Raw genomic sequence first — 22,720 nt, 5'->3', positions numbered from 1 at the left:
GTCTGAGAATTGAATTGCGAAAGCTTTTATTCCAGGTCATCTGTATAAATGAAAAAATAAACGCATGTCTAAAGTACAGGCATATTTCAGGGACTCGTATAACGAGCTGATGGAGAAAGTGAGCTGGCCAACCTGGCAGCAATTGCAACAGTCAACCATGATTGTGCTGATTGCTACTTTGGTAATAACCGCTATCGTATGGGTAATGGATTTCGCCAGCAATAATGTTCTGAAATTTGTTTATTCTCTATTCAAATCATAATGGAAACACCTACTCAACAGCAGGAAACCAAATGGTATGTGCTTCGTGTCGTTAGCGGCAAGGAGAAGAAAGTGAAGGAGTATCTTGACAAAGATATTTCCCGCAATGACTGGGGAAAGTCTATTAAACAGGTGTTTCTTCCCGTAGAAAAAGTGTACAAAGTGCAGAACGGTAAAAAAGTGATGCGCGAAAGAAACTTTTATCCGGGTTATGTAATGATTGAAGTGGAAACCGGGAAATTGAATGATGATGTTATTGCAACTATCAAGAATATGACTAATGTGATTCATTTTCTTGGTAAAGAAAATCCGGTTGCACTTCGCAAATCAGAAGTAAATAAAATGCTGGGTAAAGTAGATGAGATGAGTGGAGTAAGTGGTATTGTGATGAGTGAGCCATTCATTGTTGGTGAAACCATCAAGATCATCGATGGTCCGTTTAATGATTTCAATGGTGTTATTGAAGAGGTGAATGATGAAAAGAAGAAACTGAAAGTAACAGTAAAAATCTTCGGTCGTTCGACCCCGGTAGAACTCAATTATATGCAGGTAGAGAAACTCTCCTGATCCGAGTTTAAAAGATGTTTTGAAAATCCCGCTCATGGCGGGATTTTTCTTTTTAGATTTACCTCATCGGAACTCACTACATTTATAACGCCATATGAGAAGTGTTTCCATTAAAGACATTGCCCAGGAGGTAGGTGTGTCTACTACCACCGTTTCCTTTGTACTCAACGGAAAAGCAAAGGAAAAACGGATCAGTAATGAACTCAGAGATAAAATTTTAAAAACTGCCGAGAGGTTAAACTATCGGCCCAACCAGGTTGCCCGGGGCTTAAGAACGGGGCAGACCCATACGCTGGGTCTTATCGTGGAAGATATCTCCAATCCATTCTTTGCACATCTTGCTCGATTTGTCGAAGACGAAGCTGACAAAGCAGGATATAAGGTAATGTTCTGCAGTACAGAAAATAATGATGAAAAAGCCATCAGCCTTCTCTATCTTTTGCGTCATCGCCAGATGGATGGATTTATCATTATTCCTACCAGCGGAATAGAAAAAGAGATACAATCGCTTGCTGAGGAAAAACGGCCGGTGGTTCTCGTCGATCGCTATTTTCCGGGGATGGATATCAGTTACGTCACCGTTGATAACTATAAAGGCGCTTATGACGGAGTGCAGTTGCTGCTGGCAAAAGGATACAAAGACATTTTACTTGTTACACTCGACTCAGAGCAGGTCCAGATGACTGAGAGGGAACGTGGTTTTATTGAATCGATTGCTTCTTCTGGAAAAGTTCACAAACCCGCTGATACACTTCACTTGCAATATGATCTTACCCATCCTGAAATGGTAAAGGCGATTGTTGAATTTTTGTCGTCCCATAACACGGCAGATGCCGTCTTTTTTACAACGAACTATCTGGGTGTTGCGGGGATGGAGGCGATCCGCCATCTGAAAAAAATAATACCCGAACAAATTGCTGTGATCAGTTTCGACGACAATGATCTATTCAGGCTGGGTTCGCCTACGATTTCAGTAATCTCGCAACCCATAAGAGAAATCGGAAAGAAAGCAGTGGAAATCATTCTTCACATGATTAATTCAAAATCCGGCGAATCGCTTCACTATGTACTGGAGCCGCAGGTAATGGAGAGGGAATCTGTTTGATAAGTTTTAACTATGGAATAAATAAAAAAACGCAGGAGAAATCCTGCGTTTTTTTATGCTTTGTCAGTATCTTTTATTCGGCACTTCCAGATTCAGATGGAGTTTCCGGAGCTGGTGCCGGAGTTACTTCAGGTGATGTAGCGTCTGCTATCTTATCAGCAATTACTTTCTTCACAATGGCTCTCTTCACTATCGCTCTTTTTACTGCTTTTTTCACTGCTGCTTTCTTCACGGCCTTTTTAACAGCAGCCTTTTTAACCGCCTTTTTTACTACTGCTTTCTTAACAGCTTTTTTAACAACAGCTTTTTTGACTGCTTTTTTAACAGCTGCTTTTTTTAAAGCCTTTTTAGCAACAGCTTTTTTAGCGGCTTTTTTTACTACTGCTCTTTTCACTGCTTTTTTAGCTGCCTTCTTAACAACAGCTTTTTTTACAGCTTTTTTAGCAGCTTTTTTTTTGGATGCTTTGGCCATAGTTGTAATAGTTTTTTAGAGATAATGTAAGTAAAAAATTGTTGATGAAAATTATGAATTAAAATTCATCAAATCCTACTAATACAATAAAAAAATTTCAGAAGATGTGAAGCGAAACTTTTAGACTTCTTCTAAAATTCAATACAGCATTGGTTTTCTGAGGATTTTATGTTATTGAACTGCAGATCATTTCTATGATTTGCCAGGTAAATATATGCGACAGTCAGAGCGATTTTTTTTCATATCCCGCAAAAAAAATTAATGTTTGATGTACCGTAACTGGTCATAAAATCCGGTACCAAAAATATCTTTGCATCGCCATCTTATGACTCAAAACATATCATGAACGGATCATCAGAATAATGAGGTTCGGCAGCCCCTGGAAACCGGGCTCTTTTGGCTGGCAGACAGGACAAAAAATGGTTTGTCGCGAAAAGGAAAATACACTACTTTTGCAGCCCCAATTAAAAGTTCTTTTTTTGACTGGATTTGGGAGTTTCGGAAGAACCGGAACGCTATCACCAAAAAAACAAACAAAATGGCTAAAGAAATTTCAGGCTATGTAAAATTGCAGGTAAAAGGCGCGCAAGCCAACCCTGCACCTCCCGTAGGTCCCGCACTGGGTTCCAAAGGGGTGAACATCATGGAGTTCTGCAAGCAGTTTAATGCACGCACGCAGGACAAACCAGGTAAAGTTTTACCTGTACTCATCACAGTTTTTACGGACAAATCTTTCGAGTTCGTAATTAAAACTCCTCCGGCTTCCGTTCAGATCCTTGAAGCAGCAAAACTGCAGAGTGGTTCTAAAGAACCTAACCGTAACAAGGTTGGTAAAGTAACCTGGGCCCAGGTGGAGGCAATTGCCAAGGATAAAATGCCCGATCTGAACTGCTTCACGCTGGAAAGCGCCATGAAAATGGTGGCGGGTACTGCACGCAGCATGGGTATTAATGTTGACGGTAAAGCTCCATGGCAAAACTGATTGTTCACCACTTAAAAACCAGAAACGATGGGAATTACTAAAAAAAGAAAAGTAGCAGATACAAAAGTGGATAATAAGAAATCTTATTCACTTGTTGAAGCTTCATCGCTTGTAAAAGAGGTGAACTGTACAAAATTTGACAGCTCAGTAGATCTTCATATCCGCCTTGGAGTTGATCCTAAAAAGGCTGACCAGTCCGTAAGAGGAACAGTAACCCTGCCTCACGGTACAGGTAAAACGAAAAAAGTATTGGTACTCTGCACGCCTGATAAAGAAGAAGAAGCAAAGAACGCAGGTGCTGATTTTGTTGGTCTCGATGAGTTCATCAAACAGATCGAAGGCGGCTGGACGGATGTAGATGTTATTGTTGCTACTCCTTCAGTGATGCCAAAAATTGGTAAACTTGGTAAGATACTGGGTCCAAGGAACCTGATGCCAAACCCAAAAACGGGTACCGTTACCAATGATGTGCAGGCTGCTGTAAAAGATGTAAAAGCGGGTAAAGTTGCATTTAAAGTTGATAAAGCAGGTATCGTTCATGCATCTATCGGACGTGTGAGCTTTTCTTCCCAGAAGCTGTCAGAAAACAGCCAGGAACTGCTGAACGCGATCATTAAAGCCAAACCGTCTACCGCTAAAGGAACATATCTGAAAAGCGTGTTTATGGCGAGCACAATGAGCCCGGCAATCCAGGTAGATACCAAAGTATTGATTCACTAATCCACACAAAGGATTATTGTTAAACTATTAAAAGCTTTATCATGAATAAGCAGGAAAAAAACGAAGTAATTGAAGTGCTGAAAGAGAAATTCTCTCAGTACAACAATTTCTATATAACAAACACAGAGTCACTTACAGTTGCGCAGGTAAACAAGCTCCGCGGCATTTGTTTCGACAAAAATGTAGAAATGAAAGTGGCTAAGAACACTTTGATCCGTAAAGCTCTGGAGCAGCTGGATGAAACCCGTTTCCAGGGAACTTTTGATTCATTACACGGGGTAACTGCATTGTTATTCTCTGAAAATCCAAAAGCACCGGCTTTGATCCTGAGCAGTTTCCGCGAGGAACCAAAGACGAAGGAGAAACCACAGCTGAAAGCTGCTTTCATTGATGGTGATGTATTTGTTGGGGACAACCAGCTCGCTGCATTAAAAGATCTGAAGAGCAAGCAGGACCTGATCGGAGAGATCATTGGTCTGTTGCAGTCACCAGCGAAGAATGTTATCAGTGCATTGAATGCCGGTAGCAAACTGGCCGGTATTATCAAAGCGCTGGAAGAGCGCGCTAACTAAGAGGTCATACGTTCAACGTTATACGTTAAACGTTCAACCATAATCAATTTTTTTAAACATCCGTCGGATCTGTAAACCAGAAGTGAAGACGGTAAAAATTCAAAACAATGGCAGATTTAAAAGCATTCGCTGAACAGCTTGTTAGCCTCAGCGTGAAAGATGTAAATGAGCTCGCAAAAATCCTGAAAGATGAGTATGGTATCGAACCTGCTGCTGCAGCTGTAGCTGTTGCTGCTGGTCCTGCTGCTGGCGGTGGCGCTGCTGCTCCTGCAGAAAAAACAGCTTTCGATGTTATCCTGAAAGCTGGTGGTGCTAACAAACTGGCTGTAGTGAAAATCGTTAAAGACCTGACTGGTCTTGGACTGAAAGAAGCTAAAGACCTCGTTGATGGCGCTCCAAAACCAATCAAAGAAGGTGTTGCGAAAGCAGAAGCTGATGAACTCGCAGCTAAGCTGAAAGAAGCTGGTGCTGATGTAGAGATCAAATAGTTTTTGATAAAGTAAGTAATAAATTACCGGTAAGGGTTTCCTTACCGGTTTTTTTATTCCCTACCTCACCAACACTTCCGGGGGCTTAAACCTCGAAGGTTTTTTGTCCGGGTCGTTCCTGTGGAACAAACTTTGAATAAATTCCGGTAACTATATGGACCAGGATATGCGCCGTTCAATTTCCATTTTAATCGTCTGTTTATTTATTGCCGGATCATGCTATACGCAGAAAAATTCAAATGCGGTTCTCAATGATTCACTTCCGCAAGGCATCAAGGTGCAGGTAATGGATTTAAATACGGGTGCTTCGCTTCCTGCCAGGATCGAAATTTATAACGAGCAGGACTCCTTGCAATCGACCTATTACAAATTTCTTCCGGGAGTATTTACGGATGAAAATGGTTCAATCAAACGAGGTCTTGGTCCCGGGAAATATAAGGTGAAGATTTTCCATGGTATCGATTACGAATCTGCAGAGCAGACTGTTGTCGTAACGCAAGGGAGGTTTACTGCTGTTACTATACAGCTAAAGCCATGGGTCAATCTTAAAAAAATGGGTTGGGTTAACGGCGAAGCACATGCGCATCTGTATACTGAGCTTCATCCCGACAGCGCGATGATTGCGGGTGTGAGAAAAATATGCAGAGCGCAAGGTGTTGATTTCATCTGCGCCGCACAAGGTTGGGCCGGAGCAACAGACGACAGTTGGAAAAAAGATTATGCTTTTGTAAACGATAAGAATTTCACTCTTTACTACGGCGCTGAAATGCCGAAATACCGTACTGGCCATTATTGGTGGATTGGCCTCGAATCAACAAAAGGATATTTCGGTGAACTCCTGGATTCTGCCTACGAAAAAAGTTATTATCAGTCCCCGGATGCAACGCACTGGACTTTTGATACATTGAATTTCGATCGATATTCCGACATTGAATTTGTTCCGCGTTTTTCAGCAAGTCAGAGGGCAGTGGCAATCATCGCGCATCCCACCCGATGGTGGATGCAGGAACGCGAACGATCTGTAAAGTATACGACCAACGCGATTGCAAGTCTTTCTTTCAGTTTACTTTCCGGTACACCTGCTGATGGGCTTGTGATAATGGGTGATTTTAAAGATCATTACTCCTATCAGAATCTCTGGTTTCAGATATTAAATCTTGGATATTGTATGCCGGCATTTTCAGAACTGGACGGTGGTTATTTACCCGGTTTCAAATATCCCTTTGGCATGATGCGGACTTTTTTTAAAACGGATTCAACGAAGGAATTGATAACATCTGTAGTTGAGGCCACAAAAAAGGGGAGAACTTTTGTAACGACCGGACCAATAATACTTGCCGACATCGATAGCGCATTTCAATATGGTGATATCATTGAGCCGGATGGAAAAAATCATAAGCTGAATATCACCGCATATGCTTCAAATAATGCCGATGATTTTCTTTCTTACCTGCTGGTATTCAGAAATGGTAAAATCTGGAAGCAATGGGATCTGCGGGGTAAAAAAGAACGTGTATTCAATACTCAAATAACAATTAGCGAAAAGGAGCGAAGCTGGTATGTGATAAAAGCATATGGGCAGAAAGCATGGAAGGATCCTTCAAACCTGGAAGTAACAGGGTGGTATGATAATAAACGCATCGCAGAATCTTCCGATAGAGATGTATGCATCACTTCTCCATTTTATTTCATGAAGAAGGACGATGTACAACCCCGGGCAATGATATCGCAGGTCGAATTAAGTCTCACCGGAATTCACAGTACTTCCAATGGGATTTTGAACATCATTCAACTCGGGCGAAAAATCGGGCAGAGCCCAATCAAATCAGGCAAAGCATCTTTCAAAATGCCCATCAACGCAGAAGTTGAAATTGAAATTCCGGGTGTCAATAAGGTCCGCAGAAGTCTCGCTACAGATTATAAACCCTACCTGAAGTTGATTCAGCCGCTGGCCAATGGCGACTGGCAAAAAGATCCGGAGTTTTCTGCTACAATCGCATCCGGGTATATTCCGTGGAAGGTGTTCAGATACGAAGAATTGAAATCCATGCTGAAGAAGGTTCGGTGGGAGATTGATATGACTGAGAACGACCGTGATCGTAAACGTTCGGGATTCGAACAGCTTTTTCAGCATCCCTGAACCCGGAGGCCAAAGGAACAAGAATAGTCCCTGAATCGGCCGAAAACGGGTATTTTCTGGCGTCATGGCAAAGGGTTAAAACTCTTTTCGGTCAGGGAAAAAATCTTTTCAGAATGCCCTGTAATCATTACCTTTGCGTTCCTTTAATTTAGGCCTAATAAATTTTGACGTTCCATTACAATCATAAATGATTGAAAATCATCTGCCTTCTATTTTTTTCAGAATAGAGGTCTGATTGTATTGCCGTCTGTACAACAATAAAAAAGCGCTTTTCACTATGTCTTCAACAAAAGTGGCTCCTGCTGAACGGATGAATTTTGGTAAAGTGAAGCACCTTGCTGCAACACCTGACCTGTTAGAAATCCAGATTCAGTCTTTCAAAGATTATTTCCAGCTGGAAACAACTCCTGACAAACGTAATAATGAGGGTTTGTTTAAAGTGTTCAAGGAGAATTTTCCAATCACGGATACCAGGAACATATTCGTTCTTGAGTTCCTGGATTATTTCATTGACCCGCCGCGTTATACCATTGAAGAATGTATGGAACGTGGTCTTACTTACGCCGTTCCGCTGAAAGCAAAGCTGCGTTTGAGCTGTAACGACGAAGAGCACGTGGATTTCCAGACCATCGTTCAGGATGTGTTCCTCGGAAACATTCCTTACATGACTCCCCGTGGTACTTTTGTTATCAACGGTGCTGAGCGCGTTGTGGTTTCACAGCTACATCGTTCACCTGGCGTATTTTTCGGCCAGTCTCTTCACCCGAACGGAACAAAAATCTACTCTGCGAGGGTGATACCTTTCAAAGGCGCCTGGATGGAGTTTGCGACCGATATCAACAACGTAATGTATGCTTATATCGATCGTAAGAAAAAGTTCCCCGTAACGACTTTATTGCGTTCTATCGGCTACGAAACAGATAAGGATATCCTTGAGCTGTTCGGTATGGCTGATGAGGTGAAAGTGGACAGAAAAGCATTACAGGCTCATGTGGGTAAAAGACTCGCTGCCCGTGTATTGAGAACATGGGTGGAAGATTTCGTGGATGAAGATTCTGGTGAAGTTGTAAGTATCGAAAGAAACGAAGTTGTTCTTGAGCGCGATACCATCCTTGATGAAGGGGCAATCGAAATGATTGCTGATATGGATGTGAAGAGTGTGTTCATTCAGAAAGAAGAAATGAGTGGTGATTACGCGATCATCTACAACACATTGAACAAGGATACTGCAAACTCTGAGCTGGAAGCTGTTCAGCATATCTATCGCCAGTTGCGTGGTGCTGATGCTCCGGATAATGAGACTGCACGTGGTATCATCGACAAATTGTTCTTCAGCGATAAACGTTATGACCTGGGTGAAGTTGGCCGTTACAAAATCAACCGTAAGCTGAACCTGAACTATAAACTGGATCAGAAGACCCTGACCAAAGAAGATATCATCGAGATCATTAAATATCTCGTTCGTCTGACCAATGGTAAAGCGGAAATTGATGATATCGATCACCTGAGCAACCGTCGTGTACGTACAGTGGGCGAGCAGTTGTATGCTCAGTTTGGTGTTGGTCTTGCACGTATGGCACGTACCATTCGCGAACGTATGAACGTAAGGGATAACGAGGTGTTCACACCTGTTGACCTGATTAACGCGCGTACGCTTTCTTCGGTGATCAACTCATTCTTTGGTACTTCTCAGCTGAGCCAGTTCCTGGATCAGACGAACCCGCTGAGTGAGATCACACACAAACGTCGTATTTCAGCTCTCGGACCTGGTGGTTTAAGTCGTGAGCGTGCGGGCTTTGAGGTTCGTGACGTACACTATTCACACTATGGTCGTCTTTGTACCATTGAAACACCGGAAGGACCGAACATCGGTCTGATCTCTACACTTTGCGTTCACGCGAAGATCAATGAAATGGGTTTCATTGAAACTCCGTACAGGAAAGTTGATAACGGTAAAGTAGATACGAAAGAACTGAATTACCTGAGTGCTGAAGAAGAGGATACTGCGAAAATTGCGCAGGCGAATATTCCTTTGGATGATAACGGTCAGTTCGTTGAAGATAAAATCAAGGCAAGACAAACCGGCGACTTCCCGATCCTCGAACCAGGTGAAGTAGAGTACATGGACGTTGCGCCGAACCAGATCGTAGGTCTGAGTGCTTCATTGATTCCATTCCTTGAGCATGATGATGCCAACCGTGCGCTGATGGGATCAAACATGCAACGCCAGGCGGTTCCTTTGATTCTGCCGGATGCTCCGATCGTGGGTACCGGACTGGAAGGAAAAGCTGCGCGTGATGCAAGGATCCAGATCCACGCAGATGGAGAAGGTGTTGTTGAGTTTGTAGATGCAAATGAAATTCATGTTCGTTATGAGCGTGATGAAGCACAGAAACTCGTGAGCTTTGAAGATGATCTGATGGTATATAAACTCACCAAATTCATCAAAACCAACCAGGAAACCAGTATCACACTGAAACCTGCTGTAAGGAAAGGACAACGTGTGAAAAACGGAGACTTCCTGACTGAAGGTTATGCTGTAAAAAATGGTGAGCTTGCTCTCGGAAGAAACCTGAAAGTAGCATTCATGCCATGGAAGGGTTACAACTTCGAGGATGCGATCGTAATCAACGAAAAAGTGGTAAGAGAGGATTTGTTCACTTCAGTTCACATTTCAGAATTTGAACTTGAAGTACGCGATACAAAACTGGGTGAAGAAGAACTGACGCCGGATATTCCAAACGTTTCTGAAGAAGCGACAAAAGACCTGGATCAGCATGGTATCATCCGCATCGGTGCGATTGTAAAAGAGGGTGACATCCTGATTGGTAAGATCACACCAAAAGGTGAAAGCGATCCTACGCCGGAAGAAAAACTTCTTCGTGCAATCTTCGGTGATAAAGCTGGTGATGCGAAAGATGCTTCTTTGAAAGCTCCAAGCGGAACTGAAGGTGTGGTGATTGGTAAGAAACTTTTCCAGCGCGCGAAAAAAGATAAGAACGCGAAAGTGCGGGAGAAAGCTTCCATCGAAAAACTGGAGAAAATACACGAACAGAATGAAAAGGATCTGCTGGAACTGTTGATCAGTAAGCTGCAGGTGTTGGTAGGTACAAAAAGTTCTTCAGGCGTATCCAATAACTTCGGTGAAGTACTGATCGGAAAAGGTGCGAAATTCTCAGCGAAAAACCTGACTGGCATCGATTACCAGAACGTTAACCCGCTGGGTTGGACGGGTGATGCAAAAACTGATGACGCCATCAATACTCTTTTGCACAACTACAATATCAAATACAACGAGGAACTCGGTCGCTATAAGAGAGAGAAATTCAACATCTCTATCGGTGACGAATTACCTGCAGGGGTATTGAAACTTGCAAAAGTTTATCTCGCAGTAAAACGTAAGTTGAAAGTGGGTGATAAAATGGCGGGTCGTCACGGTAACAAGGGTATCGTTGCGAAGATCGTACGTGCAGAGGATATGCCGTTCCTGGAAGATGGAACTCCTGTAGATATCGTTCTGAATCCATTGGGTGTACCTAGTCGTATGAACCTTGGACAGATCTATGAAACTATTCTTGGCTGGGCCGGTGAGAAATTGGGTATCCGTTTTTCAACTCCGATCTTCGATGGTGCTTCTGTAGATGAGATCCAGGAGTTGATTAACAAAGCAGGTCTGCCGGCATTTGGTCATACTTATCTGCATGACGGAGAAACCGGAGAACGTTTCCACCAGAAAGCAACCGTAGGTATCATCTACATGCTGAAACTGCACCACATGGTGGACGATAAAATGCACGCACGTTCTATCGGACCATACAGTCTCATCACACAACAGCCATTGGGTGGTAAGGCGCAGTTCGGAGGTCAGCGTTTTGGTGAAATGGAAGTTTGGGCACTCGAGGCTTATGGTGCATCAAACATTCTCCAGGAGTTGCTCACGCTTAAATCTGATGACATCATCGGAAGAGCGAAGACTTACGAGTCTATTGTTAAAGGTGACAATGTACCTCGCGCAGGCATACCTGAATCTTTCAATGTACTTGTACATGAGTTGAGAGGTCTCGGTCTCGATCTGAAGTTTGAGAATTAATAAAGCTGTAAAGCGAAATATCACTGGCCATCCTGTAGAAGGGTGGCCATTTTTTTTAAGTGCAAAGCGGCAGACGAGCAGGGAGAGGAGAGGCAGGAGATTTGGTAAATAGAAAATAGTCACAAGCCCTGCGGTGCGGCTGTAAATGCGAACTATAAAGAAATTGTTTTGTTTCGGAAATTATTTTCTAGGGAATTCAAACTACAGTATAACCGCGCGGCCAACATTCCAGAGAAAGAAGGCCGGAAGTCCTGGAATAGAAAAAGTTCACTAAATAACCGTTTGTCACTACTCACCATCCGCTGCATCTCCTGCCTCCTTACTCCTTACTCCTGCCTGAAATAACACTTCCTCCATCTCTCGCGAAATTCGCTTAGGCTTCATCGTTACCGGATCGATCAGGCACCAGGTCGTTTTTACCGCTGCAGAAAGTTGTCCCTGGCTATTGTAAATCTCAACATGCCTGACTGATTTCACTCCTGCGGTTTCACCAACCCATGTGAGAAGTGTGAGTTCCTCGTTCAATAATGCAGGATATTTGTAATCGATCTCATGCCTCAAAACGACCCATGCATTGGCTTTTCGTATGTCCGTGCCTGATAGCACGTTCCAATGTGCGGCAGCTGCATCCTGCGCCCAACGCAGGTAAACAACATTGTTCGCATGTTTGAGCTGATCGATATCAGCATCAGTGACTTTAATTTTTATTTCAAATTTCCTTTGCTGGCTCATCCAATTTCTCTGTCAAGTGCAAGAATATGATAAACTTCTTCCAGGTGCTCTCGGTTGTCTGAAAGTACAAGCAACTTATCATTTGCCTCGAGTACTGTAGAACCTTTCGGTGTAATGTATTTGCCGTCCCGTTGTATCAATGCGATCATCGTCGACTTTGGAAATGCGAGATCAAGAATTCTTTGACCAGCAGCAGGATTTCCGGGGGGTAATATCATTTCCACCAGCAGGGATTTAATCGAGTCTGATAGTTCAATATCCAGCGGCGATTTTTGTTTTGCTTTATCAGGTACAATGACATGAAGCCATCTCGCCACCATCGTCAAAGTTGTGCCCTGTATCAGCACTGATGTGACCGAAATGAAAAATACGATATTGAAGATGAGTTCTGCTTTTTCAATTCCTTCCAGCAGGGGATAGGTAGCAAATACAATAGGCACTGCACCACGCAAACCAACCCAGCTGACAAACCATCGGCTCCTGTTTTTCATTTTAAAAAACATCAGTGAGATGAATACGCTGACTGGCCGGGCAAAAAATATCAGGAAGGCAGAACAAAGCAAGCCGATACCCACAACAGCTACAATCTTACTTGGATAAACCAGTAGACCAAGTGTAAGGAACAAAACTATCTGCATCAGCCAGGCAAAACCATCAAAAGCTTTGATCAACGTTTTTTTATGAATCAATTCCTGGTTGCCAAGGTATAATGCACAGATGTATACAGCAAGGAATCCATTGCCATGTACCGCATCCGTTGCGGAAAATGTCGCAAATTGTAACCCGATCAGCAGCACAGGATACAATCCTTCAAAATCAAGCCGGATGCGATTGATGGCCTGTTTACTCAAAAATCCAAATATCAATCCTGAGGCAGTCCCGATAAATAGGGAACCGAAAAACTGTGGTATTACACTGATAAGTGTACGATCAGGATTCTCAATAAGTCCGATGATCGCAATCGTTAGAAAATAGGCCATCGGATCGTTACTTCCGCTTTCCAGTTCAAGCAATGGTCGCAGGTTGTTTTTTAACCCTATGTTTTTTGAACGCAGAATTGAAAACACAGCAGCGGCATCTGTCGAGGATACGATCGCTCCAAGCAATAATCCTTCATACAAACTGAATCCTGCAACAACGGAAACAAATAAGCCAATGCTTATCGCGGTGATCAATACACCTAGTGTCGACAATGCAATGCCTTGCCAGAGTATTGGCCTTATTGATGCGTATGTTGTTTCAAGTCCTCCGGAGAAAAGAATAAAATTTAAAGCGACAATGCCTACGAACTTCGTCAGTTTAGGATTGTCAAACGCAATTCCACCGATTCCCTCAGATCCGGCCAGCATGCCAATGATCAGAAAAAGTATAAGAGTGGGCACGCCAAGGCGCGGCGAAGTTTTACCGGCAAATATGCTCAGTATAAGCAGAATAGATCCGACAAGAAGTATATTTTCTGTAGTTAGATGCATTGAAATGCACGACCTCTTTTTTTAAATATACGATAGAAAGTTTAAGGTTTAAAGTTTAAGGTTTAACGTTGAACCTTGATTTTCAGAAAGATCGACTTACTGATAAATGAAATTACCTGTTCAACTATCACACATGCTCACCTGATGCGGGGAAAAAAGAGAATACAGAATACTAATACAAAAACAGGAAGGCAATAGACAATAGGCAATAAAAATTCTGGGCGGTTGAAGATAAAATAGTTACCGAGGATACTGACAACTAAGATAAACGCCTGTTCCAACTAATAACTAACAACTAATCTTCCTTCGCTTCTGCTTCAAGTACTTTATTGATATCTGTATTGGCATTCATCAGCAGGATTACTTTAGTATTAAACTCTCTCGCAGACGAATCCTTCACATACCCGATCAGGTAGTAATTACTGAAGAGTGATTTTTCTTCGGTGTCGTTCGGATCTTCACCTGGCTCATCGGTTTTTACCCGAATGCCATGTTTCACTTTTGTTGACCATGGGAACCAGGTTTTATAATCAGCATTGAAACTTACAGCACCGATATTTTTGAATCTGGAATAATAATTTATTGCACCTGCCTGCCCATAGTTATTGGTAAGTACAATCGCATATTGTCTTTCATTTTCAGGAATCAATGCATAGGCACTGTCAACAAGATGCGCCATTTCCTTCCAGCCTCTCATATCAGCAAAATCCTGCGGCAGGTTGTGATCCTTTCCATCTTCCCATCGGAGCAAGCCGAACTTTGCAAACTTTTCTTTTTTAGCCATTATTTCTTTCGGACTTAATAAGGGAAAAACGAGGTTGAACATCGGGATTAACAGAAGTAATGGAATAACCGGTAAAAGGAATTTCGCAAAGCGCAGGTATTTTCCTTTTGTAAGCTGATCAAGATAAATGCTTCCGAAGGCAAAATATATCGGGTACAATCCAATGGCATAGTATGATTTTGCTTTCAGGTAGATGAACAGCAGGATAATAAAAAGAAAACTCCATCCGATCACTCTGTACTTTCGGAATGGCGGATAGCATATAAAAGCAGGTATTGCAGCCATCCATATAAAGAAGGATCCAAAAAAGAACAACAGCTGATCCCCAAGGAAACCTTTCAATGTTACATTCACCAGCTGGCGTTCTTTCAACTCCTGCATATGATGAATTACCGGAAAACCATTATTGTACTGCCAGAGCAGGTTTGGAAGGAAAATAATCAATGCAACAATCGCAGCAAACCAGAAATGTTTATTCGCAAGAATCCTACGTTGCGATGTAACCAGGATCGCAGGCAACAAACCAACGGCCCAGAAAATTATATTGTATTTGTTCAGCATGCCGAATGCAAAACTGATCGCCATAAAATAGAGAAACCTGTTTTGCCTTGTACCGATATACCTGATCAGGAAATAAAAGGACATGGTCCAGAAAAGTACATCAGCGGCATTGGGCTGAAAAAGAATATTCAATCGTAAGAGCACGGAAAACAGCAAACCAGAAGCAGCGAGAATACATGCAAACAAAGAACCGCCGAGATGTTCAACCGCTTTCCACACAAAATAAAGAGTCATAGCACCGAAAAGGGCGGGAAAGAACCTGATCCAGAACAATGTATTGCCCAGCATTTTGATCATCCACGCAATCCACGATGTAAATGGTGGAACGGAAAGAAAACCCCATGCCAGATGATTAGCCTGGTCGAGATGCAGGTATTCATCTCTCTGCAATTCATAAGCCGGATCAACGACTATTGTCTGCAACAAAAATTTTGCGATGATAAATACGGCCAGAATGATATTTGCTGTTCTTTGTCCGGACATAATTGAGTTATTCGCGAACAAGGAAGATAGATGATTATTCCCTGCTGTTCAAACCGTTGAACGATAGCCGTCTTATTTTTCAGAATATTTCTGTGCTGGATATTCAATTGAGAAAAGACCAGGCTCCGTGGAAGTCATTTTTGAAATGGTGTCTCGTGTTGAAACGTCTTTCCTGTTGAGCAGGTACTGGTTAAAAAAAGTGCGGGTAAGAGCAGGTACGCGTTCGTGATGATTTGAATCATTGATAACTACTCCGGGCTGAGCCGCTTTTGCGATTGGAAAAAGTGAGGAAAAGCTTTCGTGCTCAGCGCCTTTCATCTCGAGATAAAATTTCTCTTCGGAATGAATGTGTTGAGGGAAAATATATACAGAATCATTTTTCCAGTTTCTGGAGCTGGACAGGTACATGTATGGAATCGATATGCGCTCTGGAATAAAGGGTGGTATTGTTTTTATTTCATCGAATTGTCTGTCCCAGCTGCTGTCTCTTCCGTAATAATGAATCTCCGTTCCGTCGAATGATAACAGGCATTTAAAATCATTGGAAAGCATTGCTGCTTTTGTAGCGGCACTTCCACCCATACTCCAGCTGAGCAAACCAATTTTACTGTGATCGATGAATGGCATCGATTTCATTTTTCGTTTCACGAACATGATATCTCTGACCTGCTCATCGAGATCGACGGGATCGGTCATGTAGCCGGGATATTTACCAACGGAATATACCGCTGCCACTACATATCCTGCTTTTGCAAGGCTATCAAACAGTATACTGTTTTCCCAGCTTCCTCCATTCATGCCTGCAGCATAAATGATCAGCGGATATTTTTTTTGGGGTAGAGGAAGATCTTTGTAAATGCCGGTAGCAACATTGAGCAGCTTTTCAGGTGCGTCAATTTTCAGAGCTTCACCAATTATGCGCGCAAAATCGAAGCTCGATTTTCTGCTTGAATCTCTTGAGCGATTGAAATTGAATCGCCGATCGTACATATCAAGAAAATCGCCGAAGGTGACAGAACTGTCCGGTGTTGAACAAAAGGAAGGGTAGTATATTTCAAATTTTACGGGACGAAATTTTTGCCCCAGTTCTTTACTGGTAGTATCGAATAAGCGATCCTGATCATATTCTTCAAACTCTTTCAAACCAGTATGTCCAGGCAGCTGCGATGTATTACATGCTCCAAGCATGGCAAAGAATAATAACAGCAGTGGGGTGTTTGCGGTCGCTGGTTTCATGAGCAGTACTTATCGGTACTGCTAACATATCGAAATCATTTTCTATTGCCTCACCACTCATGAAGATTTAAAAAACATTAACACCCCTTTGAGCAGCGAAATAAGTATTGATCTGTGCTATGAGTTACTGATTGCCCAGCAGATAGCGTTCATGAGTATTCGCACAAAATTCGGATTGTCGAACAATGCCGGATCGTGACCCATGAAGATGTACACGTTTTTCGATTTTGCGTCACCGTTAGTCCAAATCACCGGATGGTCGCCCATTTTTATTTCACTGTCCGGGCGGTACGAATGTTCATCAACCGAAGCCAGTATCTGTACCCTGAATCGTGGCGACTGATCCCATGTATACCATTCTTCTTTATGAATAGTAAAAGTATCCGGCAGCCCTTTCATCACCGGATGAGTGTTATTTTCGTTATTGACGGTGCCTGCTGCAAAACCCGGAATATAATTTCTGTATTGTATACCGCCGAGAAAATCGGCAAACCATGGCCACATTTTAAAGCCGTCAAAATCACCGAGTAAACCGGCATGATGAAGGCCTATCCAACCACCAGAACCTGTTTCAATGTAATTGCGGAAAGCAGCTTTTGCTGAATCGCTCCATCCGTAGGGAACATAATCCAGTTGAAGGATAAGTTGAAAATCTTTTAGATAATTACTGTTCAGTTTGTTGACATCAGTGATGAATGTCATTTGCCATAAACTATCTTTTGCCAGTTGCTGAAGCCAGGGTACGGCACGATCAGTGAATGGTTTGTGGTGGCCTTTGTTTTCAAATAAAACCAAAACTGATTTTTCTTTTATTTGCGCAACTGAGTGAAGAGTTGAGCCCAAATTAATCAGGAATGACAGGATTAATATGGATGGAATTTTTTTCAGTTTTTTAGCTTTATATTTTGAAGTCAAAATTGAGTAATTGGCATTCAAATATATTTGATCGAAATCCAAAAGATATTATTAAGTGTGAATGAACAGAAATGGTCAAAGTTTTTTGAAGAAACTATTTTGGAATTAAATCACACAAGTCAGGAACTGACGGTTAAAAAAGTTCCTGGTGTATATGCTGATATGGGATCGTTCACTGACTTAATTCTGTATAAAAATGGAGAATTATGTTTTCAGGAAAATGATGAATCAGATAAATTAAGAAAGGAATGATATCAACAATTGATAAATTCCTGAAAAGGCATAGCTTTTGTTAATTTGCCTAACCTCGAATGTTCGGATGTAAGACGCTAATCACCAAAACTACTTCTGTGGCGGACACGGAATGTTTTTATAAATCAGCGAGTCGCTAAAATCAATTTTTGTCCTATCGGTAAATTTAAATATCCCGTTTTTCTCTTCCGCTACCCCATATCCTTCTAAAACATCTACTTCTTTCAATAAAAATGCAATATCCCTGGCGGATTCTTTTCCTTCTGATTTATAGGTGTATTCCGCTATCATTGTATCGCCATAAAGTTTACCCACAAACATGCCTTCACTACGGTCTTTTTCATAAAAATCATACATCAGTGTGCCTGTAACTTTTTGCCCGGTTTTATTGATTGTGAGCAGCATCGTATCGTTTCCTGTGATTTTCTGATAACAGTGAATGGTTGTCTCTTTTGCAATGTTTGTATCCGCTACTTCGGGATCTTTCTCTTTATTTCCTGCACATGAAGTCATGAACAAAACAGTTGCTGCAATAATGATCTGTACTTTATTCATTGATTAATGTCTTTTTTTATTTCAAAAATTAGTTTCCTGATTTTCTGAATCTCGCCAGAAATCCACCGCCGTTTTTCATTTCAATTTCTAACATATCGGTTCTTCTTACCCTTTTTTTCAGCATGGTATAATCCATGGCGTTTTGATTTGCATTTATTCCATCCTGGCAAATCGTTACTTCATATTCGCCTTCTTCTAAAAAATTCAAAGGATACTTTTTAAGCGGTGGCGCTTCCCATCCGGACATTGCCCCGAGAAACCATTCGTTGCCATTTTTCCTTGCAGTCACAATATACTTACTCACGGACCCATCCAGCACAATCGTTTCATCCCAGCTGGTTGGTATGCTTCCAAGCAATTCCATAAATTCCGGCTCCATCAATCCCTGTGAAGGGTTTCCTGAGAAAATCTGGATCACACTTTCATAAACCAAAAACATTGCCAACTGATGGCATCGGGTGCCTTGCGACATTACCTTCCCGGATATGGGTCTGAAAGTCTGCTTTGTGGCATTGTCCAGCAGCCCTGGTTCATAGTCCATCGGCCCGGCGGCCATCCTGATAAAAGGCAGCGTCACATTATGATCCGGAGTGGGTTTCTCACTCCAGATATTATATTCCGAACCCAGGACACCTTCACGGGTAACCGCATTTGGCCATGTCCGGTTAAAACCTGCTGTTTTAAATGCACCATGAAACATCACCATAATTTTTTTATCCGCGCAAGCCTTTGCTACCCGATGATAAAATTGTACCATTTTCTGGTCGTCCCTGTCCATAAAATCGGTCATAATAAAATCCACGCCCCAGCGACTAAATTGTTCCAATGCAGAATCAAGCTGTCTGTCAAGCGTCAACGCCAGGGTCCACATGCTTAATTTTATTCCCTGCTGTTTTGCGTAAGCAGCAAGTTCATCCATGTTCAGGCCTGGGTTGATATTGAAAAGATCCTTCGTATCCGACCATCCTGCATCCAGCATTATTCTTTCCAGTCCGAATTTTTTTGCAAAGTCGATATAGTACTTATAGGTCGCCGTATTGATACCTGCTTTGAATGGAACATTGAACAAGCTAATGCCAATGATCCATTCATCCGTTCCCTGGCCTGGATGAATCCATGACACGTCAGGTACGCGTGAAGGTGATGCCAATCGATAAACCATATCGCTGGAAGCGAGAACTGTATCTTTTCGTGCAATAATCATTACGCGCCAGGGGAATGTTCTGGAGCCTTTTGTTTCTGCAATAAAATTTTCTCTACCCGTAACAACGGCCTGGGGAAATTCTCCTTCGTTAACTTTTTCTGAGTTCGGGTATCCTGCAAAATCAGCATGCAGAATTTGGTTGTGGCTGCCATGGAAAAAAATACCCGGGTAGTCTTCAAGATCAGATTCCGTCACTAATATTTTAGGGCCCGAATCCGGAGATACAAGATAAGGCGTATATAGAAAACTTTCTTTACTGATACTATCGACTGGTTTTCTTTGATAGATGTCTTCAAATGAGGTGTGAAACTTGTCGACTCCCGCCCTTACTTCGGTCTCTTGAAAAATGATAGGAACTTTTGAATCGGAGAGATCCAATTCGAAAAATTCATCTTTGATCCGGATACTGTCTTTAAAAAAGGTAACCCATCTGTATGATATTCCATCATTATACGCTCTGAACTCCAACCCTGAAACCGGATTAATTTTAAAGCTGATGGAATTGTAATGATCAATAATTATTTTACGTCGTTCTGGTATTGGATTTATGATGTCCTGCTTAACGGAATTTCTTTTGATATTGCTGATTACATTTTTCGGGTACACTTTCCCGTCAATTTGTAAAGCAACTGCAGATGGCGCTATCAATTCTTTTCCATCGACATCAACCGCAAACCTTATTACCGAATCCACTTTAAATGACACACGTATCGTACGATCCGGTGAGTACAGGTTTTCCTGCCCTGATAATTTTTGGAGTATCAGTAAGGAAACCAGCAATACAATCGTTTTCATTTTTCAAATTAGTGAAAACCATTCATCAGAAATCAAGCAGCTGTCAAAATAAGCTGGATAAGCTTTGTTTTAGCTGAACATAATCAGGATCGATTAAAATGGATTTCTTCTGTGCCGACATGATCGGTTGTACATGTTCCGGTATCGGAATTTTTGTGCCTGTGATTCTTTCTACGCTTTCCGGAAATTTCACGGGATGGGCTGTCTCGAGAATGAAGCCCTTCTTCCCTGGGTGTTTTTTGAGATAGGAATCAAGACCCAGAAATGCCACGGCTCCATGAGGATCCAATGTATAATGAAAGGCCTGGTATACTTTTTCAATTGCGGCTTCTGTCTGCTGATCAGTGAATTTTTCTGAACTCATTTTCTCACTCAGGCCGGGAAAAGAATCGTGGAAAATTTCTCTTACACGAATGAAGTTACTCGGGTCACCAACATCCATCGCGTTGGATAATGTTGCTTTTGCAGGAAGTGGTTCGTAGCGCTTCGTTTCAAAATACCGGGGAACAACATCATTCATATTCACAGCGGCAACAAAATGATCGACTGGCATACCGGATGCATTTGCAAGAAGCCCCGCACAGATATTCCCAAAATTTCCGCTGGGAACAGAAATGACCGGTGGCTGTGCCTGGTTCCATTGTTTCAAAGCCAGTAAATAATAAAACTGTTGCGGTAACCAGCGGGCAACATTAATCGAATTCGCAGAAGTAAGAAAAATATTTTCAGTAAGTTCTTTATCAGTAAATGCCTGTTTCACCATGCGCTGACAATCATCAAAGTTTCCTTTCACTTCGAGTGCGTGAATATTTTTTCCAAGCGTAGTTAATTGTTTTTCCTGGACAGGACTTACTTTTCCTGATGGATAAAGAATGACAACATCAATTCCCGGAACATCATAGAAACCATGAGCAACTGCGCCACCGGTATCACCGCTTGTTGCGACAAGTACGACGATTCTTTTTTCAATCTGTTTTGCAAAATAACCAAGGCAGCGACTCATGAATCTTGCGCCGATATCTTTGAAGGCGAGTGTAGGTCCATGGTATAGTTCCAGCGACCAGATGTTATCATTAACAGGCACCAGCGGAATCGGAAAATTCAAAGTCTCAGAGACAATTCTTTTCAGATCTGCTTCCGGAATTTCATTTTCAATATAGGGCCTGATTACTTCAACACCAATTTCTTCAGAAGACAGCGTACTGAGATTCTGAAGAAATTTTTCGGAAAAGCGAGGGATGTATTTAGGAAAATAAAGTCCTTTGTCTGGCGCCTGCCCGTAGAGCGTGGCAGTCTTGAAATCGACATCCGGGGCATTATGATTCAGGCTATAATATTGCATCTCTTTTTTTGTCTTTGAAGATTTTAATCATTGATGATTTTCACGCCCTTCTGATTCATGGTAGTGACATAGATACGTGTTTCGATCCCGAGTGTATTATAGATATCTTCCATGATCGATCTTACTTCAAGTGCTGTTTTTTCTTCTTTGTTCAGCATAAAAATTGACGGTCCGCTTCCTGATATACCACCACCGAGTGCACCAGCTTCCTTGCAGCGTTTCTTAACATCATCGAAACCCGGAATAAGAATACTTCTCACCGGTTCGATGATCACATCTTCAAGCGATCTTCCGATCAGATCATAATCCGATTGCATAAAACCTGCAACAAGCCCGGCAATATTTCCCCATTGCCTGATGGCATTTTTCAAAGGAACTTCCTTTCTAAGAATTTGACGCGCATCAGAAGTTTTTACTTCAATTTGAGGGTGTACAACAGTAACGTATAGGGGCGGAGCGGGAAGACTGATAATATCCAAGGGATGAATAGAACGTATCAGTGTGATACCTCCGGAAATGCAGGGTGCAATATTATCTGCATGTTTAACCCCGCTGGCGAGTTTTTCTCCGTTCATGGCAAACCTGACAAGATCAGATTCGCTGAACGGTTTTTCCAGTAAAAGATTAGCAGCGGCCACTGCACCCGCAGCGCTGGCAGCACTTGAACCAAGACCGCTACCGGGCATAATATTCTTACAGATCTCAAGTTCAAAGCCAGTACCTGCAGGAAGTTCTTCCATCATTGCGAGCAATGAAACGCCGGCAACATTTTTCTCCGGCACAGTAGAAAGTCCATAGTCATCAGTATGGGTGATCTTCAGGCCCGGTTTATCACTTACTGTTATCTTCATGATATCAGCCGGTTCATTCAAAGCCATACCGAGAATGTCAAATCCACAAACCAGGTTGGCTACTGTCGCGGGCGCAGCGATGGTGATGGTATTTTTTGATTTCATTGTTCTTCGTTGTTCGTTCTTCGTTTTTCGTTGTTC

Annotated in this window: 20 protein-coding genes; 10 read left to right on the top strand and 10 right to left on the bottom strand. The window is 42.2% G+C overall.

The window, feature by feature from the left end; all coding sequences use genetic code 11:
* Positions 1 to 64 precede the first annotated feature (64 nt).
* The 3 genes from secE to P2W82_RS09675 all read left to right on the top strand — a co-directional run bounded on the left by secE (position 65) and on the right by P2W82_RS09675 (position 1,933).
* The gene (secE, locus tag P2W82_RS09685; RefSeq protein WP_336515677.1) at positions 65 to 262 is read left to right on the top strand and encodes a preprotein translocase subunit SecE; all 198 of its coding nucleotides are present in this window, start codon (positions 65 to 67) and stop codon (positions 260 to 262) included.
* Positions 262 to 828: a transcription termination/antitermination protein NusG gene (nusG, locus tag P2W82_RS09680; protein WP_336515676.1), complete on the top strand. Its 567-nt coding sequence runs from the start codon at positions 262 to 264 to the stop codon at positions 826 to 828. Before secE ends, nusG begins: the two co-directional genes overlap by 1 nt.
* Positions 829 to 922: 94 nt before the next feature.
* Positions 923 to 1,933, top strand: coding sequence for a LacI family DNA-binding transcriptional regulator (locus P2W82_RS09675; protein ID WP_336515675.1), 1,011 nt, complete (start codon positions 923 to 925; stop codon positions 1,931 to 1,933).
* A gap of 73 nt (positions 1,934 to 2,006) precedes the next feature.
* Here P2W82_RS09675 and P2W82_RS09670 read toward each other — a convergent pair whose 3' ends face one another.
* Positions 2,007 to 2,405 (bottom strand): hypothetical protein, encoded by a 399-nt coding sequence (locus P2W82_RS09670; RefSeq protein ID WP_336515674.1) that lies wholly within the window; start codon positions 2,403 to 2,405, stop codon positions 2,007 to 2,009.
* A 538-nt stretch (positions 2,406 to 2,943) separates the two neighbouring features.
* Here P2W82_RS09670 and rplK point away from each other — a divergent pair.
* The 6 genes from rplK (at position 2,944) to rpoB (ending at position 11,397) form a co-directional block, all read left to right on the top strand.
* Positions 2,944 to 3,387, top strand: coding sequence for a 50S ribosomal protein L11 (gene rplK / locus P2W82_RS09665; RefSeq protein WP_336515673.1), 444 nt, complete (start codon positions 2,944 to 2,946; stop codon positions 3,385 to 3,387).
* Between the two features lie 27 nt (positions 3,388 to 3,414).
* Positions 3,415 to 4,107, top strand: coding sequence for a 50S ribosomal protein L1 (gene rplA, locus P2W82_RS09660; protein WP_336515672.1), 693 nt, complete (start codon positions 3,415 to 3,417; stop codon positions 4,105 to 4,107).
* Between the two features lie 41 nt (positions 4,108 to 4,148).
* Positions 4,149 to 4,679 carry a 50S ribosomal protein L10 gene (gene rplJ / locus P2W82_RS09655; protein WP_336515671.1) on the top strand — a complete coding sequence of 177 codons (531 nt, stop codon included), beginning with the start codon at positions 4,149 to 4,151 and terminating at the stop codon, positions 4,677 to 4,679.
* A 107-nt stretch (positions 4,680 to 4,786) separates the two neighbouring features.
* Entirely contained in the window at positions 4,787 to 5,167 is a 381-nt protein-coding gene (rplL, locus tag P2W82_RS09650; protein ID WP_336515670.1) for a 50S ribosomal protein L7/L12, read from the top strand.
* Positions 5,168 to 5,321: 154 nt separating this feature from the next.
* Entirely contained in the window at positions 5,322 to 7,307 is a 1,986-nt protein-coding gene (locus tag P2W82_RS09645) for a hypothetical protein (protein WP_336515669.1), read from the top strand.
* A gap of 277 nt (positions 7,308 to 7,584) precedes the next feature.
* The gene (gene rpoB, locus P2W82_RS09640) at positions 7,585 to 11,397 is read left to right on the top strand and encodes a DNA-directed RNA polymerase subunit beta (protein ID WP_336515668.1); all 3,813 of its coding nucleotides are present in this window, start codon (positions 7,585 to 7,587) and stop codon (positions 11,395 to 11,397) included.
* 288 nt (positions 11,398 to 11,685) lie between these two features.
* Here rpoB and P2W82_RS09635 read toward each other — a convergent pair whose 3' ends face one another.
* The 5 genes from P2W82_RS09635 to P2W82_RS09615 all read right to left on the bottom strand — a co-directional run bounded on the left by P2W82_RS09635 (position 11,686) and on the right by P2W82_RS09615 (position 17,580).
* A complete protein-coding gene (locus P2W82_RS09635; RefSeq protein WP_336515667.1) occupies positions 11,686 to 12,129 on the bottom strand; it encodes an acyl-CoA thioesterase in 444 nt (147 codons plus the stop codon).
* A complete protein-coding gene (locus P2W82_RS09630) occupies positions 12,126 to 13,601 on the bottom strand; it encodes a potassium/proton antiporter (RefSeq protein ID WP_336515666.1) in 1,476 nt (491 codons plus the stop codon). Before P2W82_RS09630 ends, P2W82_RS09635 begins: the two co-directional genes overlap by 4 nt.
* Positions 13,602 to 13,896: 295 nt before the next feature.
* On the bottom strand, positions 13,897 to 15,429 hold the full coding sequence (locus P2W82_RS09625; RefSeq protein WP_336515665.1) for a glycosyltransferase family 39 protein: 1,533 nt from the start codon (positions 15,427 to 15,429) through the stop codon (positions 13,897 to 13,899).
* Positions 15,430 to 15,501: 72 nt separating this feature from the next.
* Positions 15,502 to 16,665 (bottom strand): alpha/beta hydrolase, encoded by a 1,164-nt coding sequence (locus tag P2W82_RS09620; protein ID WP_336515664.1) that lies wholly within the window; start codon positions 16,663 to 16,665, stop codon positions 15,502 to 15,504.
* A gap of 117 nt (positions 16,666 to 16,782) precedes the next feature.
* A complete protein-coding gene (locus tag P2W82_RS09615) occupies positions 16,783 to 17,580 on the bottom strand; it encodes a ThuA domain-containing protein (RefSeq protein WP_336515663.1) in 798 nt (265 codons plus the stop codon).
* 57 nt (positions 17,581 to 17,637) lie between these two features.
* Between P2W82_RS09615 and P2W82_RS24810 the strand changes: the two genes are divergently transcribed.
* Positions 17,638 to 17,832, top strand: coding sequence for a DUF6966 domain-containing protein (locus P2W82_RS24810; RefSeq protein WP_419555714.1), 195 nt, complete (start codon positions 17,638 to 17,640; stop codon positions 17,830 to 17,832).
* 90 nt (positions 17,833 to 17,922) lie between these two features.
* On the opposite strand, the gene P2W82_RS09610 is transcribed toward P2W82_RS24810, so the two are convergent.
* From P2W82_RS09610 to P2W82_RS09595, 4 genes are read right to left on the bottom strand one after another with little or no spacing between them, the layout of a single operon-like run.
* The gene (locus P2W82_RS09610) at positions 17,923 to 18,387 is read right to left on the bottom strand and encodes a hypothetical protein (protein WP_336515662.1); all 465 of its coding nucleotides are present in this window, start codon (positions 18,385 to 18,387) and stop codon (positions 17,923 to 17,925) included.
* A gap of 28 nt (positions 18,388 to 18,415) precedes the next feature.
* Complete coding sequence (locus P2W82_RS09605) at positions 18,416 to 20,386, bottom strand: glycoside hydrolase family 97 protein (RefSeq protein ID WP_336515661.1); 1,971 nt, start codon at positions 20,384 to 20,386, stop codon at positions 18,416 to 18,418.
* Between the two features lie 43 nt (positions 20,387 to 20,429).
* A complete protein-coding gene (gene thrC / locus P2W82_RS09600) occupies positions 20,430 to 21,728 on the bottom strand; it encodes a threonine synthase (protein ID WP_336515660.1) in 1,299 nt (432 codons plus the stop codon).
* 23 nt (positions 21,729 to 21,751) lie between these two features.
* Complete coding sequence (locus tag P2W82_RS09595; protein ID WP_336515659.1) at positions 21,752 to 22,684, bottom strand: homoserine kinase; 933 nt, start codon at positions 22,682 to 22,684, stop codon at positions 21,752 to 21,754.
* Positions 22,685 to 22,720 lie beyond the last annotated feature (36 nt).

It is taken from the genome of Pollutibacter soli (assembly GCA_029269725.1).
Classification (GTDB): Bacteria; Bacteroidota; Bacteroidia; order Chitinophagales; family Chitinophagaceae; genus Pollutibacter; species Pollutibacter soli.
The sequence above is the reverse complement of the archived record's forward strand: the minus strand, read 5'-3'. Positions and strand labels throughout refer to the sequence as shown.